Source organism: Sphingomonas piscis, from assembly GCF_011300455.1.
Classification (GTDB): Bacteria; Pseudomonadota; Alphaproteobacteria; order Sphingomonadales; family Sphingomonadaceae; genus Sphingomicrobium; species Sphingomicrobium piscis.
Genome location: NZ_CP049869.1, coordinates 1,976,907 through 1,993,209, shown reverse-complemented (window position 1 = coordinate 1,993,209; position 16,303 = coordinate 1,976,907). Strand labels below are relative to the sequence as shown.

Sequence of the window (16,303 nt, the reverse complement as noted above, 5' to 3'; positions counted from 1 at the left end):
TGAGGCGATTGCAAGTTTCGCAACTGCGGGTGTCAATTCGATGGATTGGAATTCGGCCGACCGCTAGTCCGCCGCCACATGGTGCCGCAATTCACCTCGTTCGTTGCCATCGATTGGTCCGGAGCCAAGGGCCGGCGGCACAAGGGCATAGCCATTGCAGAAGCACGTGGCGACGCGGCGCCTCGCTTGATCCGACCCGGGCATGTCTGGTCGCGCGAAGAGGTGCTGAACTGGCTGCTGCAACGCGCGGCCAAGGAGCCCACATTGTTCGGGTTCGACTTCAGCTTCGCGCCGCCGATCGTGGAGCGCGGCGAATATCTGATCGGCGAACCTGGTGTGCCGCGGACCGCCCGGGAGTTCTGGGCCTATGTCGATGATCGCTGCACCGACGATGACCTCGGCGCCGCAAGCTTCCTGGAGCGGGTTCACCGGCGCCACTTCTACTTCGGCATAGCCGACGGGGTGAAAGGCGACTTCGTTCGCTTTCGCCAATGCGACATGCGATTGAACGCGCAGGGCGGACGCAAGACCGCCAGCGCCTATGACGCAATCGGCGCGGCGCAGGTGGCGAAGGCGAGTTTTTCAGGGATGCGGTTGCTCCGGCGACTGGACGGCGAAGTCGCAATCTGGCCGATGGACGCGCTTCCCGATCACGGCAGCGCCGTCGTCGAAATCTACACGCGCATCTATCTCCGCCGCGCCGGCATGAGCGGGACGAAGCTCCGGACCAAAGTCGACCTCAATCGTGCGCTTAAAGGTCTCGGCAGCAAGCCCACGCGGTTGAGCTTCAACCCCGACGATCACCAAACCGACGCGCTCGTCACCGCCGCCGGCATGCGCGCGCTGGCGCAAGCTGAGCCGCGCGCCTTCCGGCCCACCGGCCTCACACCCAAGATTGCGCGCAGCGAGGGCTGGACGTTCGGTATTCTCTAGGCCCGAGCTACCACGAAGCGCAGCCCCGTGCTCCGCTACAGCATGAAGTCTGAAGCGCTGACATTGGCAACCGAGCCCAGGGTGATGAGGAAGTCGGCAACGCGGTCTCCGTTGACGTCGCCTTCGACGCTGTAGCCGGCACCGCTTCCGAAGTAGCGCAGCTCGCCCGCCGAACCCGAGAAGTTCGCGGAGCCGATGAAGGCGAAAGCCTGGTCACCGCCTGCCCCGCTGTTCGCGTCAAGGCTGGACACGTCGAGCTTGTCCGATCCACGCTCGAAGTCCCCGATGCGAGCCGTCGTGTTGAGGCGCGTCACCATGAACCGGTCGGCGCCCGAACCGCCCCACAGCTCGTCACTCCCCAGATACCCCATCAGCGTGTCGTTGCCGGTTTCTCCATACAGAACATCGCCCGACGTACTTCCGACCAGCATGTCGTTGCCGTTGCCGCCGTACATGGTGATGCTGACTTCCTGCCCGATCAGATAGTCATCGCCATCCCAGGACCGCACCACAGCCGGGTCGTGCTGGTCGCCGATCACCATCCGGTCGTTGTAGGCCGTCAGCGCGATGTCGCTGAAGCGCTCCACATTCTGGAAGGTGCCGGCACCGGCGACCAGCGCCTGGCCGGCATGCAACACGCGCGTGTCACCATCGATGCCGGCGGTTGCGCCGACATAGGACAGGCCGATCGTATCGAACCCGGCGCCGCCGTCGACGATGTCGCCGTAGCCGGAAAAGATCATGTCGTTCCCGGCGCCACCGAAGATCTGGTCGACTTCGCGCAGATTGTCGAAGCTGTTCTCCGCATCCGCCGAAATGAAGTCGCCGCCATTGCCGCCGTCCAGCACGTCCGCGCCGGCACCGCCCGAGATCCTGTCGTCGCCATCAAACCCGCGAAGGGTGTCACCCAACGACGTTCCGACCAGGTGATCGGCCCCGCCCGAACCCGAGATGGTGGAGCCGGTTCCCGTTCCAGCGCCTGTGCCAGTTCCGGTACCCGTACCCGTACCCGACCCCGTGCCCGTGCCCGGAGAAGATGCTCCGGAGAAGTAGAGATCGACGCCGCCGCCGCTTGCTGCCTCCGAAAGGAGGGTGCCCGACACCGAATTGCTGAACGTAAGCGTGCCGCCGGTAAACGTCAGGACCGAACCGGACAGAGAGTAAGTGAAGCTTCCGGATGTCGCGTCGGTAAAACGGAGACGGTCGCCGACGAGGAAGTCGGTGATCGTGTCGCCGTTGAGGTTGCCGCGGCTGTCGGCAAAGACGTCCGCACCCCCGCCGCCGGAAAGGGTATCGCTTCCGCTTCCGCCAGTGAGGACGTCGTCACCGTCATTGCCCTGGATATTGTCGGCGCCGCCGTTGCCGACCAGCAGGTTCCCGGCGCCATTGCCGATCAAGGAGTCGCCGCCGCTTCCGCCAATGGCATTCTCGATCGTAACACCGCGCGCGATGCTGAGATTGCCTGTCAGGCCCGCAACGTTGGAGAATGCCTCCGGATTGAGATCGATGCGCTGGCTCGAGCTGAAACTGGCATAATTGAGCGTGTCGGTACCGCCGCTGTCGAACACCGTGACGGCGACGTTCGGAAACCGCGCTGCGTCATATACCTGCCGGTCGGCCATGGTGCCGTATGCCGAGTTGGCGATCCCGTAGACGGTGTTGCCGGTGCGGGTCGTGGTGGACAGCCCGTACAAGGTTGCCATGCCCATGACGTCGGCAACCATGGGCGTCACGACATAGACGCCGGAGAAGTTGCGGCTGGAATAATAGCTGCTTTCGCCCTGGCTGAAATAGGACATGACGGTGATCGGCCAGCCGTCGTTCGAGTAGGACGCATCGAACGGATATTTGGCTTCTTCATTGTAATCGCCGGCATGCCCGAGGCCCAGCGCATGACCGATTTCGTGGATGAAGGTTTGGAATAGGTAGCTGTTCAGACCGCTGCCCGAGTTCGGCGCCCAATCCGAAGCGACGTTGATCTTGGCCGAAGAGATGATCCCCCCGTTCCACTGGTCCGACGTCGACGCTCCCTCGTCATTATCATCGAACGTGATCTGCGCTCCGCCGGATACCTCGCGGAAAGTAACACCGATGGTGTCGCCCCAAAGGCCGAGCGCTTCGCGGGCCAGGACCTGGGCGTTGGACCCGAGACCCTGCAGGTCGACGGTCAAGCTGCCGCCCTGCGTGACGTTGAAATGGTGCGCGTCGCCTTCCCAATACCCGCTGGTCAGCTGATTGGAAATCTGATCGTTGTTCCAGGCGCTGGGGGCGACATAATTCTTGACGGCCAACTGATATGTGCCGGTTCCAGTATAGCCGGGCGTGGGGCTGTCTGGCTCCCAAGCCGAGGCATCGATGTAATAGGTGCCGGAACGGGTCGCTTCGAACCCGATGCGGGCGCTCCTGCCGTCGCCGCCATCGTCGTTCGATGCCAATTCCTGACCGGAGGAATCGCGGATGCGCAGAAAAGGATCCTCCATCGGGGTCCCGCCCGCAATCGTCATTTGGACCTCGATCCGCTGCCCGGCGGTCAGGGTAATGCGGTACCAGTCGTGGTCGCCCGCAGTTTCGATCGTGCCGGCCACCGTGTCGCCGATGCCGATCGTGCTCGTCGTCGAGCCATCTCCAGGAACGTCCACCACTTACCTGACCTCCGAGTTCACAGAATTAGCAGCGGACCGTCCGGACCCGCGTGAAACAACCGCACTCTTGACCGTGCCCGCCACATGCTCGGCAAAGTCCCTGATCGACTGCTCGGAAAGCGCCGCATCCGACACCGAAAATCCGATGTCCGGCAGCCGCGTCCCGTCGATCAGCAGGACCTGGGCGCGCAAGTGCGAACGCCGCACCTGCACATCGATGGATTGGGCCGAGGTGCCAGGCTCCATGGCCCGACCGATCTCACGGCAGATCGAGGTTGCCAGCGCAGGATCGAGGGCCACTTTCTGCCCCGCGTTCACCACGCAACGAGGTTCGGCGGCCTGCACTCTTGGCTCCATCGCAGCACCGCTCCCGATCATCAACAAAGAGGCGAGCGCAGGGGCCAGCGAAACGCTTATAGACACGTCGCACCTCCCCAACACGCCGTCCGACCTGCGGACAAGACCACAAAAATTATTAACTCTCAATGACTAAGCGCCATTTCCGACTGGATTACGGCTGTCGGCAGCTAGCTCGGCGCGCAGGCGCGATGCACATTCGAGGCTTGCGGATGATCGGCCAAGCATCCTTCAACGCTCAAAAGGATGGACCTTGCGCGCGGCCTGACGCATTAGCGCCGCCGAGCCGGCTTAGCACAGTGGTAGTGCAGCGGTTTTGTAAACCGAAGGTCGGGGGTTCAAATCCCTCAGCCGGCACCAGCTACCAGTCGAAACCGTCCGGTCCCGTGTCGGGGCCGCCGGTCGGCGGAGTCCGGTCGCGCTTGCTCGGGTCGAGCCAGGCGCGGATCACCACCCAGCCCATCATCGCCACCAGCGCCGCTCGGACGATCCCTGCCAGCATCGGCGTGACTCCCTTATAGCGCCAGTTCGACCCACACCGGGGCGTGGTCGCTGGTCTTTTCCCAGCCGCGCGGGGTGCGTTCCACTCCCGCGGCCTTCAGCTTGGGCGCCAGGCTAGGGCTAAGCAACGCATGGTCGATGCGGATGCCGGCGTCGCGCTCAAAGCTTTGCCGCCAGTAAGGCCAGAAGGTGAAGGGGTGGTCCGGGTTTTTCGCGAGGAGGGCGTCGGTCCAGCCCTGCGAGACCAGCTCGGCGAACTTCTCCTTTGCCGGCGGTGAGAAAAGTGCGTCCTTCGCCCATCGTTCGGGCTTGTAGACGTCCTCGTCCGTCGGAATGACATTGTAGTCGCCGATGAGGATCGCCGGAACCTGGCTGTCTAGCAGCGTCTGCGCATGGGCATGGAGCCGATCCATCCAGGCTAGTTTGTAGTCGAACTTGGGACCGGGCCATGGATTGCCGTTGGGAAGGTAGAGACAACCGACCAGGACTCCGCACACCGCCGCTTCGAGGTAGCGGCTTTGGGTAGCATCGGGATCGTCGGGAAGCCCTCGGCGAGTCTCGACCGGCTCGCCGACCCTGCTGAGGATCGCGACTCCGTTCCAGCTTTTCTGGCCATGCCAGAGGCTGGCATAACCCGCGTCCTCGATCGCTGCCTTGGGGAATTTGTCGTCGGGCGCCTTCAGTTCCTGAAGGCAAACAACATCTGGCGCGGACTCCTCAAGCCAGCGCAGCAGGATGTCGAGCCGGGTGTTGATGCCGTTGATGTTGTAGCTTGCGACTTTCAGGCGCCCGGGGTTCGCCATCGTCAGCAATCGTCGCAGTCGGCGTCCGCACCGCGTTCGACCTGGATGGTCGAATGATCGATGTGGAAGCGGTCGTGCAGCATGGTTCGGGCCTGCTCGAGAAGACGGTCGGAGTGTCCGGCGGGAACGATCAGATGGGCGGTGAGTGCCGTCTCCGTCGTGCTCAACGGCCAGATGTGCAGGTGGTGGACACCCCGAACGCCTTCGAGCTGTTCGAGTGCGTCCTCCACCTCGTCGATCTCTATGCCCGACGGCACGCCCGCCAGCGACATCCAGACCGATTCCTTGAGGAGCCCGATGCTGCCCCACAGGATGACGACGGCGATCGCGAGGCTCATCACCGGATCCACCCACTGCTGACCGGTCCAAAGGATCAGGGCGCCGGAAAAGACCACCGCCGCGGAAACGCCCGCGTCCGCCAGCATGTGCTGAAAGGCGGCGCGAACGTTGATGTCGTGCGTGCGGCCCCGCGCGAACAGCAAGGCGGTGATGCCGTTGACCAGGATGCCGACGGCGGCGACCGCCATCACCGTCGGTCCGTCCGGTGTCGCCGGTTCGAACAGGCGGCGAACCGCCTCCGCCGCGATGGCGCCGACAGCCAGGATCAGAAACAGCGAATTGACGAGGGCGGCCAGGATGGACGCCTTTTTCCAGCCGAACGTGAATCGCGCCGACCGCTCGCGCCGGGCCATGGTTGCGCCAGCCCAGGCGACGATCAGGCCCAGCACGTCCGAGAGATTGTGACCGGCATCGGCCACGAGAGCGACGGAATCGGCCAAGAAGCCGTACACCGTTTCAATCACCACGAAGGCGAGGTTCAGCGCGATGCCGATTGCGAAGGCGCGGCCGAAATCGGCCGGTGCATGGCTATGGCCATGCCCATGATCATGATCGTGACTGTGAGAGCCGCTCATCTCCGGTGAGCCTAGAGCATGTTCACGCAGCGGCAAGCCGCGTCGCACTAGCCGCCCATCGAAGCCGACGAACGGCCTGCCGTTTCAAGCTTGCGACATTATATCATTGCCTCTAGCGGCTCGGACGAAGTATCGGAGTCCTTCGTTGAACCATCGTTGTTTGCTGATCGCCGGCGGTCTAGCCGCCCTTCCCCTCGCCCCAGCCTTCGCCGCTCCGCCGCACGCCCAGGACGGCGATACCGCCGCACGTCAGCCTCACCACGACCATGCGGACGACCAGATCGTCGTCACCGGCATCCGCCGTCCGGCGGGCGACGTGCTCGGGGGTGTGTCAGTGATCGACCGCGCCGATCTGGCGCGCGAAGTTCGGCCCAGCATCGGTGAGACATTGGCGCGGCAGCCGGGTCTTTCCGCGACCAGTTTCGGGCCGACCGCATCGCGGCCAATCATTCGCGGCCTGTCGGGCGACCGGATCCGCGTTCTGACAGACGGCATCGGTAGTCTGGACGTCTCGTCATCGAGCGCCGACCATGCGCCTGCAATCAATCCGCTCACCGCCGAGCGGATCGAGGTGCTCCGCGGCCCGTCTGCACTGCTGTTCGGGTCCTCGGCGATCGGCGGAGTCGTCAACGTCATCGACACCCGAATCCCGCGCCGCGAGCCGGAGGGCGGCTATGACGTCGACGCGCTGCTGACGTACGGAACGGCGGCTAAGGAACGCTCGGCCAACATCGCGACCAGCGTTGCTCTCGGCAGTCACTGGGTCGGCCATGTCGACGGCAATTGGTCGAAGAGCGACGACCAGCGAACGGGCGGTTACCTCCTCTCCCGCGGGTTGCGGGAGCAAGCGGCGGCGAGCCCGTTCGAAGAGGTGCGCGATCTCGCCGCCCTGCGCGGACGGCTGCCCAACACCGCCGCCGAAGCCAAGGAGCTGGCGGGCGGAGTCGCTTATGTCGACGGTCCGCTCAACATCGGCGCGTCGGTCACGCGCCACACCGCCCTTTACGGCGTTCCGATCCGCTTCTCGCTCAACCCCGCGGTGGAAGCCGAAGCGCCGCGCATCGACGTCGAGCAAACCCGCTATGACATGCGCGCCGAAGTGCCGCTGTCCGGCGCCTTCCGCCAGGTGCGCCTACGCGGCGGCTACGCCAATTACCGGCACGACGAGCTGGAGGAAGACGGCGCTATCGGCACGAGTTTCTTCAGCAAGGGCGGTGAAGGCCGCGCCGAGCTGGTGCAGAACGAACGCGGCGGTTGGGGCGGAACCAGCGGGGTTCAATATCTCGGCCGCAACGTCCGCATTCGCGGTGATGAGAAGTTCCTGCCGGACAGCCGGCAGAAGCAGCTCGGTCTGTTCACCATGCAGACGCTGATCAGTGGGCCGGTTCGCCTGGAGGGCGGCGCACGGTTGGAGTTCAGCCGCCTGTCGGCAGATCAGGATGATCTGCTCGGCACGCCCGAGCAAAGCCGCCGCTTCCGCACCTTGTCGCTGTCGGCCGGCGGCTCCTACGACCTCGGATCGGACTGGCGCGCCGGCCTGACCCTTTCGCGAAGCGCGCGCGCGCCGTCGATCGACGAGCTGTTCGCCAATGGCCCGCATGCCGGCACCCAGGCCTTCGAGGTCGGCGACCCGGACCTCGATCCCGAACGCAGCCTGTCGGCGGAAGCGAGTCTGCGGCGCAGCGAAGGCCCGGTGAAGTTTACAGGGACGCTCTACTTCAGCCGCTTCGCCAACTTCATCTACCAGGCCCCAACCGGCAGCGTCGAAGAAGTTCTTCCCGTCTATTCCTATCGGCAGGGCCGCGCGAAATATTATGGCTTCGAGCTAGAGGCGAATGCCCATCTCGGCAAGGCGCTCGGGATCGACTGGGACGGGGAACTGGTCGCGGATGCCACCCGCGCCACCATCCGCGGCTATGGTCCCGCCCCGCAAATCCCGCCGCTCCGCATGATCGGCGCCTTGAAGGGAACGATCGGTAGCTTCGACGGCCGGCTGGAGGCGGAGCATGCGTTTCGCCAGAACCGCAATGCCGACCTCGAAACGGAAACGCCGGCCTACACTCTGGTGAACGCGTCGGTCGACTGGCACCCGCTTCCCGACAACCTGGGATTGACGCTCTCGCTCGCCGCCAACAACATCTTCGACGTGGTCGCGCGGCGGCACGCAAGCTTGCTGAAGGATTATGCTCCGCTGGCGGGCCGCGATGTTCGGCTAAGCGCGACACTGCATTTGTAAGAAAATGCGGCCCGGCCAACGGGAAGGCCGGGCCGCTGTTCCACCGGACTGAGGGTCGTCCGGCGAAAAGGCTTATTGAATCTAAAGGTCGATCCCGGCGGCGATCGCTTCCAGCTTGCGGACCCGTTCGCGAAGATCCGCCAACTCGATCCGCCCGCTGCTGACCGGCGGCGGCGGGGCGTTGCACCCTTGGCTAAGCTCGAGCCGCTTCAGCTCAAGCCAACCCTGCCAGCCCTTGAGAGCAGCCCAACTTGCGGTGCCGAGGCCCGCGATAAGGCCGGCGACCAGTACGCCCATCGACAGCGGTTCCATCACTTGTCCTCCCGCAGCGCTTCGATTTCGCGCGCCAGCTCGTCATTCTGCTTCGACAAGTGGTGGTCGATCGCCATCCGGCGACGGTCGGTTTCGTCCAGCTCCGTGCGCATCGCGTGAACGGAGGGACGGCGGCTGAACAGGTCCATCTGGTCGAATTCGCTGTCCTTGGTGCGCGACTTCGTTCCGCCGTTCTGGACCGCCATGATCACGCCGACGACGGCGTAAATTATCAGCGCCTGCACGAAGGTCATCGGCGTCAACAAAGGCACGGCGACGAAGCCGACGCGAACAAAGGTCGGATCGATGCCCAGCTTGTCGCCGACAGCGGCGCAAACACCGGCGATCTTGGCGTCGCGGCGGTCGAGTGAGTAGCGGTAACGATTGCGGACCATGGTCCTTCCCCTTTCCTAATTCGTGCGCGCGGCAAGCGCGGCCTTGAGTGCTTCCAGCTCCGCGTCGACCTTCTCTGCGGCCTTCAGCTCGGCAATCTCTTCTTCCAGGCTCTTCGGTCCCGTCAGGCCGAGCGCGTCGGCGCGGCCCTCGGCGAAGTCGGCGCGGCGTTCGAGCAGTTCGAAGCGGCTGAACGCCTCTTCGGTGCGCATGCCGTAGGTCGCCTCGCGCGCCTTGGCCCTAGCGACCGCACTTTCGTAGCGGTTGGCAATGCTGTTCTGCCGGGCCCGCGCCTCGCGGAGCTTGCCCTGAAGTTTGGCGATGTCCGCCTCATAGCCTTTGAGCGTCTCGTCCAGGCCGGCCATTTCGGCTCGGAGTTCCGCGGCCATGTCCTCGGCGCTCTGCCTTTCGGTCAGTGCCGCCTTGGCAAGGTCTTCGCGGCCCTTGCTGAGCGCAAGCTCGGCCTTGTCCGTCCAGTTCGCCTGGAGCTGGTCGAGCCGCACGAGCTGACGCTGCAAATCCTTGCTGTCCGCGATCAGCCGTGCCGCCGACGCCCGGACCTCCACAAGGGTTTCTTCCATCTCGAGGATGATCATGCGGATCATCCGCGCCGGGTCCTCGGACCGATCCAGCATCTCCGTCATGTTGGCCGCAACGATGTCGCGGGTGCGGGAGAAGACCGGGCCGGAAAACCAATTGGACAATGCCGCCAGCGGGCGGGGCAGGTCGGCGGTGGCCGGCTGAACGATCAGCCGCCGCGCCGGAACCTGTGCCTCGATGATGTCCATGTCACGCATAGGTGGTGACTTCCGCACCGTTCGCGACGACATGGGCCGGGCCGACGGCCGCGGCGACAGTGACGCTGCTCAGCAGCAAGCTACCCAGAGCCGCGATCAACGTGGTCATGATCTTGGACTGACCGGACATTTCAACTTCTCCCTTTTGGCCCGCCGCTTTCCGATCGGCGGGGATGTCCCTTTCTATTCAAGGGTTGTGCCAAACGCTGAAAACTGCGGTTTCTGCTTGGCTTGGGAGAATTTTCAGGTTGGATGGTGGGAATTGCCACACGGGTTTGGCGAGAAATCCCAACCCGCATGGCCGCCTGCACCGGAACTCTCGCACGCTTCGTCCTTTGACTCCGTTGAAAGCCACTTGGGACAAGGACTCGAAAATGCTTGGAAAGATTGCAGGCGCATGGCTCGGCGAGAAAGTTGCCGGGCGTAACAGCGGCGCCAGGGGTGCCATTCTGGGCTATGGCGCGGCAGCGTTGGCCCGTCGCGGGCTTGGCCCGCTGGCTGCGGGTGCCGCGGTATTGTGGGGAGTCAACAAGTTGCGCGAGCGTCGCCGCGCAAGGCCAGCTTACCCCTCGTCGGCGACACCCTCGTCGCGCTGAGCGTCAGGCTCGGCAACGGGCGACGTTTCAAAGTAAGGCTCGACCGTGCCTTTGAGCTTCACGGTCATCGGATTGCCGTAACGGTCGCGGCTTTTGCCGGCCGCGACCCGGATCCATCCTTCTGAGATGCAATATTCCTCGACGTTGGTCTTTTCCTGACCGTTGAACTTGATCCCGACCCCGCGGCTCAGCACGTCTTGGTTGAAGTGCGGGCTGCGCGGGTCGAGCGAGAGGCGGTCGGGGAATGTGTCTTGCGGGTCGGCCATGCGCGGCGCCTAGCGCGACCGGCGCGGCAAGGTCAACGCACGGCTGTTGCCGCCGTCTTCCGGCACGACTAAGCCGTGCATATGAACGACCGTATCTCCACCGATCGGTCCAACCGACCTGTTTTGAGTTTGCACGTACCCGAACCGCCGTTCCGGCCAGGCGACACGCCCGACTTTTCCGGAATGGTCATTCCCTCGGCAGGTTCGACGCCGAGGCCCGATGTCGCAGCGTCGCCCACGGACACGCATCCGTTGGCGCTGCAACTGGTGCGCGTGCTGGACGAAGACAATCGCGCGGTTGGGCCCTGGGACCCGAAGCTTAGTCCCGACGTGCTGCGGACCATGCTACGCAACATGGTTACCGTGCGTATCTTCGACGACCGCATGTATCGTGCCCAGCGTCAGGGCAAAACCAGCTTCTACATGAAGTGTACGGGCGAGGAGGCGATCGCCATCGCCGCGGCGCATGCCACCGATTTCGACGACATGCATTTCCCGACCTACCGCCAGCAGGGTCTGCTGATCGCGCGGGGTTACCCGATGGCGCAGATGATGTGCCAGATCTACTCGAATGCCGAAGACCCGCTGCACGGCCGCCAGCTGCCGATCATGTACAGCGACAGGCGCCACGGCTTCTTCTCCATCTCCGGCAACCTCGGGACGCAATATCCGCAGGCCGTGGGCTGGGCGATGGCATCGGCGATCCGCGGCGACAGCCGGATTGCAATGGCCTGGACCGGCGAGGGCGCAACGGCGGAAGGCGACTTCCACGCCGCACTGACCTTCGCCTCTGTGTACAATGCGCCCGTCATTCTTGCGGTGGTCAACAACCAGTGGGCAATCTCGACCTTCTCAGGGATCGCCGGGGCGGAGCGGGCGACGTTCGCCCAGCGGGCGGTCGGCTATGGGATCGCTTCGCTACGGGTAGACGGCAATGACGCGCTCGCCGTCTATGCGGCAACCCACTGGGCGGCGGAGCGGGCAAGGCTGAACCTCGGGCCGACGTTGATCGAATATTTCAGCTACCGCGCGGAAGGCCATTCCACGTCCGACGACCCGACCGGCTATCGCCCTGCCGGCGAAGCGCAGCAATGGCCGCTTGGCGATCCGATCGCGCGGCTAAAGGCGCACCTCGTCGCCTTGAGCGAGTGGGACGACGAACGGCACGCGGCCATGGAGGCGGAAATCTCCGCCGAGGTCCGCAAGCTGCAAAAAGAGGCCGAAGGCTTCGGCGTTCTCCCGCAACAAGGCTTCGACCGGATCGGTTCGATGTTCGAGGACGTGTTCGAACATACGCCCTGGCACCTTCAGGAGCAGCGTGAGCTCGCGCTCGGCGAAGCGCGCGAATATCTCGGGCACGACGTCGAATGACCGCGCGCAACATGATCCAGGCCATCAACCATGGCCTCCAGTGCGCGATGGAGCAGGACGACCGTATCGTCATCGCCGGCGAAGACGTCGGCTATTTCGGTGGCGTCTTCCGCGCCACGCACGGGCTGCAGCAACAGTTCGGCAAGACCCGCGTGTTCGACACGCCGATCAGCGAGAACGGCATCATTGGCACCGCCATCGGCATGGCGGCTTATGGGCTGAAGCCGGTCGTCGAGATCCAGTTCGCCGATTACATCTATCCGGGCTATGACCAGATCGTGTCCGAAGCGGCGCGCATGCGCTATCGCACGGCGGGCGAGTGGACGATGCCGCTGGTGATCCGCTCGCCCTACGGCGGCGGCATTTACGGCGGGCAGACGCACAGCCAATCGCCGGAAAGCCTGTTCACGCACGTGTCCGGCCTCCGAACGGTGATTCCGTCCAACCCTTACGACGCCAAGGGCCTGCTGCTCGCGGCGATCGAAGATCCGGACCCCGTGGTCTTCTTCGAGCCCAAGCGCATCTACAACGGCCCCTTCGACGGCCACCATGACAAGCCGGTGGCGCCCTGGTCGAAGCACCCGGCGAGCGAGGTTCCGGACGATTACTACACCGTGCCGCTGGGCAAGGCCGCAATCGTCCGCCCCGGCGAGGCGGTAACGGTCCTTGCCTACGGCACGATGGTTCACGTCGCGCTGGCAGCGCTGGAAGAAAATGACATCGACGGCGAGCTGATCGACCTGCGCACCCTTCTTCCGCTCGACATCGAGACCATCGAGGAAAGCGTGAAGAAGACCGGCCGCTGTTTGGTCGTGCACGAGGCGACGCGGACCAGCGGCTTCGGCGCCGAGCTGTCTGCCTTGGTGCAGGAACGCTGCTTCTACCATCTCGAAGCGCCGGTGGTTCGCGTTGCCGGTTGGGACACGCCCTACCCGCACGCCTACGAATGGATCTATTTCCCCGGCCCGATCCGCATGCGGACGGCCCTCAAGAAAGTGCTGGAGGCCTGATGGCTAGGTACGAATTCAAGCTCCCCGACATCGGCGAGGGCATTGCGGAGGCGGAGATCGTCGCCTGGCACGTGAAGGTGGGCGACCGGATCGAGGAAGACCAGCAGCTTGCCGACATGATGACCGACAAGGCGACGGTGGAGATGGAATCGCCGGTCGCGGGCACGGTGGTCGAGCTGGCGGGCGAGGTCGGCGATCTGGTGCCGATCGGGTCGGTGCTGGTGGTGCTGGACACGGGCGGTGATGCGGCTGCGGCGGAGGAAGTGCCGCTGGCCGATGGCGCGGTGGAACCCACGGCAGCGATGGAGGAAGAGCTTCCAACCACTGACGTAGAGCCAACCTTAGAACCCGTTCGTGCCGAGCGTAGCGCGAAGCGCGAAGTCGAGGTGCGTGAAGCACCGGCGATGAAGCAACGCCCCTCGACTTCGCTCGGGACGAACGAGGTAGGGGGTTCAACTGACGGAAAAGTCCTCGCCTCTCCCGCTGTTCGCCAGCGCGCCCGCGACCTCGGCATCGACCTTGCCCACGTCCGCACCAATAGCGACCGCATTCGCCACTCCGACTTGGACACTTACCTGCTCTACAATGGCGGCAGCGTCTCCGGCCGGGGCTCGGCCGCCCGTGCCGACGAGGCGATCAAGGTCGTCGGCCTCCGCCGCAAGATCGCGGAGAATATGGCGGAGGCGAAGCGCCGGATTCCGCACTTCACACTCGTCGAGGAGTTCGACGTCACCGCGCTTGAAGACACGCGCGCGATGATGAACCGGGACAGAGGCGACCAGCCGAAGCTGACGCTGCTTCCCTTCCTGATTGCCGCCATGGGCAAGGCGATTGCCGACTGGCCGATGCTCAATGCCACCTTCGATGATGAGGGGATGGTGGTCACGCGGCATGGCGCGGTGCACCTCGGCATGGCGACGCAGACTCCGGGCGGCCTGATGGTGCCGGTCATCCGCAATGCTCAAGGCATGAGCGTATGGCAGATCGCTTCTGAAGCGGTTCGTCTCGCGGAGGCAGCGCGCACCGGCAAGGCGACACGCGACGAACTGATGGGCTCGACAATCACCCTGTCGAGCCTCGGGCCGATGGGCGGCATCACCTCGACGCCGGTCATCAACCGGCCGGAAGTCGCAATCATCGCCGTCAACAAGATCGAGGAGAAGCTCGTCCCGGTGGGCGACGAGATCGAGGTTCGCAAGCGGATGAACCTGTCCCTGTCCTGCGACCACCGCGTCGTCGACGGCTGGGACGCGGCGAGCTTTCTTCAGGCCATGAAGGCGCTGATCGAAAACCCACTTCGGCTGCTTAGCGCCTAGTTCGACTTAAGCTCGCGCCAGCTACTCTCATTCAGCTCGACGCCGTGCTTCGTCGCCGCGGCCTTGATCCGCTTCCACGCTGCGTCGCGTTCGCCGTCGGAAACGCCTTCGACCTGATTGAAGCGCGCCACCGCATTGCGGACGTGACTTGCATCCTCGATCGGCATCTTGCGTTCTTTTGGAAAGGCGAACTTCTCGTCGTCCAGCGCATCGCGCTGCTTTTCGCTAAGTTCCGTCATCGCATTCTCCTTTGAGGAGAAAACGCTGGAGGCAGGCGCGGGTTCAGCCCGGCGGCCGAGACCCGCGCCCTTACCTCAGGCCCGGCGGGCGCGAAGGCTACCGTCGATACTGAACCGGCCGGGGCCTGCGAAGACGAAGTAAAGAAAGACGAAGCAGTACAGGATTGCTGCGTCCCCAGCGTTGTTCACCGGAAAAAAGTTCTGCGGCGCGTGGGCCATGAAGTAGGCCGCGGCCATCGTGCCCGACGCAAGGAATGCCGCGGGGCGTGTGAACAAACCGATCGCAATCAACAGCCCGGTGATGAGCTCGATCACGCCCGCATAGGCACCCGGGTTGGAGAAGGTCAGGCCCATGCCGGCATACTCACCCGCCGGGAAGGACAGGAACTTTTGCGTGCCGTGCTCCAGGAACAAAAGTCCGGACATGATGCGCAGGACGCCGAGCATGGCCGGCGCCCAGGCAGTTAGACGATCGTTGTTCATTCATTTGTCCCCCAGTTGAGGCGTGAACGCGTCAGGCGGCGAGCCGCTCGATTTCCTGCAGCCCGTTCGCAATCCCAGCTTCGCGCGCTTCAGGCCCAACTGCAATCCCATCGGCATGGACGAACTCGGGGACGATGCCGATAAAGCCGAATACGCCGGTCAGGTAGGTTTCGAGATGCTCGAGCGCCGAGGCCGGCGAGCCTGCAGCGTAAAATCCGCCGCGTGACAGAGCGACGATCACGCGCTTGTTACCCGCGAGTCCTTCGGGCCCCGCTTCGGTGTAGCGAAACGTCTTGCCCGCGACGAGAATGCGGTCGAGCCAGGCCTTCAGCTGGCTTGGCAGGGTGAAATTATACATCGGCGCGCCGATCACGATCGTGTCCGCCGCGAGAAACTCGTCGAGGATGCTGCTGTCGGCAAAGGCGTCCAGCGTCAGATGGTCCAGCGGCTGCTCCACCAAATCGCGCTCGATCACGTCCGAACCGGCGCCGCGAAGCTGGTCGACGATGCGGGCAGTGAGCTGACGGCTGACGCTATTCTCGCCGGTGATGCTGCTGTCGATCTTGAGGATGGTCATTGGTTTATCCTTGGTATTGATTTGTTACCGAGGACGTCTAAGTAACCACCTATGGACCGCCTTCAAGACAGCACAAATTTGTCCCTCGGGCACATTGATGTGACCTCGGGGGCCGTGCCCTCCGAAGATGTGACTCCCAAGCCCCACCAGGAGCCGGTCGCGCAGGACCGCTTCGTCAGTCACGCCTGCACGCGCATCACGCCCGTTCTCAACCGGGTCGGCGACAAGTGGAGTATGCAGATCGTCATGGCGCTGGGCTATGGGCCCCGGCGTTTCTCCGAGCTGAAGCGGGAGATCGACGGCATTTCACAGCGCATGCTTACCCTATCCCTGCGCGGGCTGGAGCGGGACGGCCTCATCAGCCGCCACGTCACTCCGACGATCCCACCGCGGGTCGATTATGAGCTGACGGAATTGGGCACTTCGCTTCGCGGTCCGGTGCGTGCTCTTGGCGCGTGGGCGGCCGAACACATCGAGTGCATCCGCGCCGCGCAAGAGCGGTTCGACGCCTCAAGCCAAACGGACGATTAACCAGATTCATCCAATTCGGCTTTAAA

General features: G+C 64.1%; 19 protein-coding genes and 1 tRNA gene. 7 read left to right on the top strand and 13 right to left on the bottom strand.

The genetic code is table 11. The features are described from left to right. Positions 1 to 78 precede the first annotated feature (78 nt). Positions 79 to 933, top strand: coding sequence for a hypothetical protein (locus G7077_RS10050; protein WP_166411579.1), 855 nt, complete (start codon positions 79 to 81; stop codon positions 931 to 933). 35 nt (positions 934 to 968) lie between these two features. Here the strand turns inward: G7077_RS10050 and G7077_RS10045 are convergent, their stop codons facing one another. Both G7077_RS10045 and G7077_RS10040 read right to left on the bottom strand, forming a co-directional pair. Continuing rightward, positions 969 to 3,575 (bottom strand): M10 family metallopeptidase C-terminal domain-containing protein, encoded by a 2,607-nt coding sequence (locus G7077_RS10045; RefSeq protein WP_166411578.1) that lies wholly within the window; start codon positions 3,573 to 3,575, stop codon positions 969 to 971. Beyond that, positions 3,576 to 3,920, bottom strand: a complete 345-nt coding sequence (locus G7077_RS10040) for a hypothetical protein (RefSeq protein WP_166411577.1) — start codon at positions 3,918 to 3,920, stop codon at positions 3,576 to 3,578. Positions 3,921 to 4,217: 297 nt separating this feature from the next. Between G7077_RS10040 and G7077_RS10035 the strand changes: the two genes are divergently transcribed. Beyond that, positions 4,218 to 4,292: transfer RNA gene (locus tag G7077_RS10035), tRNA-Thr, on the top strand. A gap of 1 nt (position 4,293) precedes the next feature. Here G7077_RS10035 and G7077_RS10030 read toward each other — a convergent pair. The 3 genes from G7077_RS10030 to G7077_RS10020 are packed head-to-tail and all read right to left on the bottom strand — an operon-like array spanning position 4,294 to position 6,150. Then, positions 4,294 to 4,434, bottom strand: a complete 141-nt coding sequence (locus G7077_RS10030; protein ID WP_166411576.1) for a hypothetical protein — start codon at positions 4,432 to 4,434, stop codon at positions 4,294 to 4,296. A 13-nt stretch (positions 4,435 to 4,447) separates the two neighbouring features. After that, on the bottom strand, positions 4,448 to 5,218 hold the full coding sequence (xth, locus tag G7077_RS10025) for an exodeoxyribonuclease III (protein WP_166412441.1): 771 nt from the start codon (positions 5,216 to 5,218) through the stop codon (positions 4,448 to 4,450). Positions 5,219 to 5,238: 20 nt separating this feature from the next. Beyond that, the gene (locus tag G7077_RS10020; RefSeq protein ID WP_166411575.1) at positions 5,239 to 6,150 is read right to left on the bottom strand and encodes a cation diffusion facilitator family transporter; all 912 of its coding nucleotides are present in this window, start codon (positions 6,148 to 6,150) and stop codon (positions 5,239 to 5,241) included. A 145-nt stretch (positions 6,151 to 6,295) separates the two neighbouring features. Here G7077_RS10020 and G7077_RS10015 point away from each other — a divergent pair, with 145 nt between their 5' ends. Next, on the top strand, positions 6,296 to 8,386 hold the full coding sequence (locus tag G7077_RS10015) for a TonB-dependent receptor (protein ID WP_246167144.1): 2,091 nt from the start codon (positions 6,296 to 6,298) through the stop codon (positions 8,384 to 8,386). An 81-nt stretch (positions 8,387 to 8,467) separates the two neighbouring features. Here the strand turns inward: G7077_RS10015 and G7077_RS10010 are convergent, their stop codons facing one another. The 5 genes from G7077_RS10010 to G7077_RS09990 all read right to left on the bottom strand — a co-directional run bounded on the left by G7077_RS10010 (position 8,468) and on the right by G7077_RS09990 (position 10,750). Further along, positions 8,468 to 8,701 (bottom strand): hypothetical protein, encoded by a 234-nt coding sequence (locus G7077_RS10010; protein WP_425505277.1) that lies wholly within the window; start codon positions 8,699 to 8,701, stop codon positions 8,468 to 8,470. Next, the gene (locus G7077_RS10005; RefSeq protein ID WP_166411574.1) at positions 8,698 to 9,093 is read right to left on the bottom strand and encodes a PspC domain-containing protein; all 396 of its coding nucleotides are present in this window, start codon (positions 9,091 to 9,093) and stop codon (positions 8,698 to 8,700) included. The genes G7077_RS10010 and G7077_RS10005 overlap by 4 nt, the downstream gene beginning before the upstream one ends. Positions 9,094 to 9,108: 15 nt before the next feature. Next, entirely contained in the window at positions 9,109 to 9,735 is a 627-nt protein-coding gene (locus G7077_RS10000) for a PspA/IM30 family protein (RefSeq protein ID WP_246167542.1), read from the bottom strand. 145 nt (positions 9,736 to 9,880) lie between these two features. Next, positions 9,881 to 10,018, bottom strand: a complete 138-nt coding sequence (locus tag G7077_RS09995) for a hypothetical protein (protein WP_166411573.1) — start codon at positions 10,016 to 10,018, stop codon at positions 9,881 to 9,883. Positions 10,019 to 10,450: 432 nt separating this feature from the next. Then, entirely contained in the window at positions 10,451 to 10,750 is a 300-nt protein-coding gene (locus tag G7077_RS09990; protein ID WP_166411572.1) for a DUF3297 family protein, read from the bottom strand. Between the two features lie 81 nt (positions 10,751 to 10,831). Between G7077_RS09990 and G7077_RS09985 the strand changes: the two genes are divergently transcribed. Genes G7077_RS09985 through G7077_RS09975 form a run of 3 tightly spaced genes read left to right on the top strand, consistent with a single transcriptional unit; the run spans position 10,832 to position 14,447 of the window. Beyond that, on the top strand, positions 10,832 to 12,121 hold the full coding sequence (locus G7077_RS09985) for a 3-methyl-2-oxobutanoate dehydrogenase (2-methylpropanoyl-transferring) subunit alpha (protein WP_166411571.1): 1,290 nt from the start codon (positions 10,832 to 10,834) through the stop codon (positions 12,119 to 12,121). Continuing rightward, positions 12,118 to 13,131 carry an alpha-ketoacid dehydrogenase subunit beta gene (locus G7077_RS09980; protein WP_166411570.1) on the top strand — a complete coding sequence of 338 codons (1,014 nt, stop codon included), beginning with the start codon at positions 12,118 to 12,120 and terminating at the stop codon, positions 13,129 to 13,131. Before G7077_RS09985 ends, G7077_RS09980 begins: the two co-directional genes overlap by 4 nt. After that, positions 13,131 to 14,447: a dihydrolipoamide acetyltransferase family protein gene (locus tag G7077_RS09975; protein ID WP_166411569.1), complete on the top strand. Its 1,317-nt coding sequence runs from the start codon at positions 13,131 to 13,133 to the stop codon at positions 14,445 to 14,447. Before G7077_RS09980 ends, G7077_RS09975 begins: the two co-directional genes overlap by 1 nt. Here G7077_RS09975 and G7077_RS09970 read toward each other — a convergent pair. From G7077_RS09970 to G7077_RS09960, 3 genes are all read right to left on the bottom strand, one after another. Next, positions 14,444 to 14,686, bottom strand: a complete 243-nt coding sequence (locus G7077_RS09970) for a DUF6582 domain-containing protein (protein WP_166411568.1) — start codon at positions 14,684 to 14,686, stop codon at positions 14,444 to 14,446. The two genes, G7077_RS09975 and G7077_RS09970, sit on opposite strands and share 4 nt — an antisense overlap. A 75-nt stretch (positions 14,687 to 14,761) precedes the next feature. Next, on the bottom strand, positions 14,762 to 15,169 hold the full coding sequence (locus G7077_RS09965; protein WP_166411567.1) for a DoxX family protein: 408 nt from the start codon (positions 15,167 to 15,169) through the stop codon (positions 14,762 to 14,764). Positions 15,170 to 15,200: 31 nt separating this feature from the next. Then, complete coding sequence (locus tag G7077_RS09960) at positions 15,201 to 15,746, bottom strand: FMN-dependent NADH-azoreductase (protein ID WP_166411566.1); 546 nt, start codon at positions 15,744 to 15,746, stop codon at positions 15,201 to 15,203. 51 nt (positions 15,747 to 15,797) lie between these two features. Between G7077_RS09960 and G7077_RS09955 the strand changes: the two genes are divergently transcribed. Continuing rightward, the gene (locus G7077_RS09955; protein WP_166411565.1) at positions 15,798 to 16,277 is read left to right on the top strand and encodes a winged helix-turn-helix transcriptional regulator; all 480 of its coding nucleotides are present in this window, start codon (positions 15,798 to 15,800) and stop codon (positions 16,275 to 16,277) included. The last annotated feature ends 26 nt before the right edge of the window (positions 16,278 to 16,303 follow it).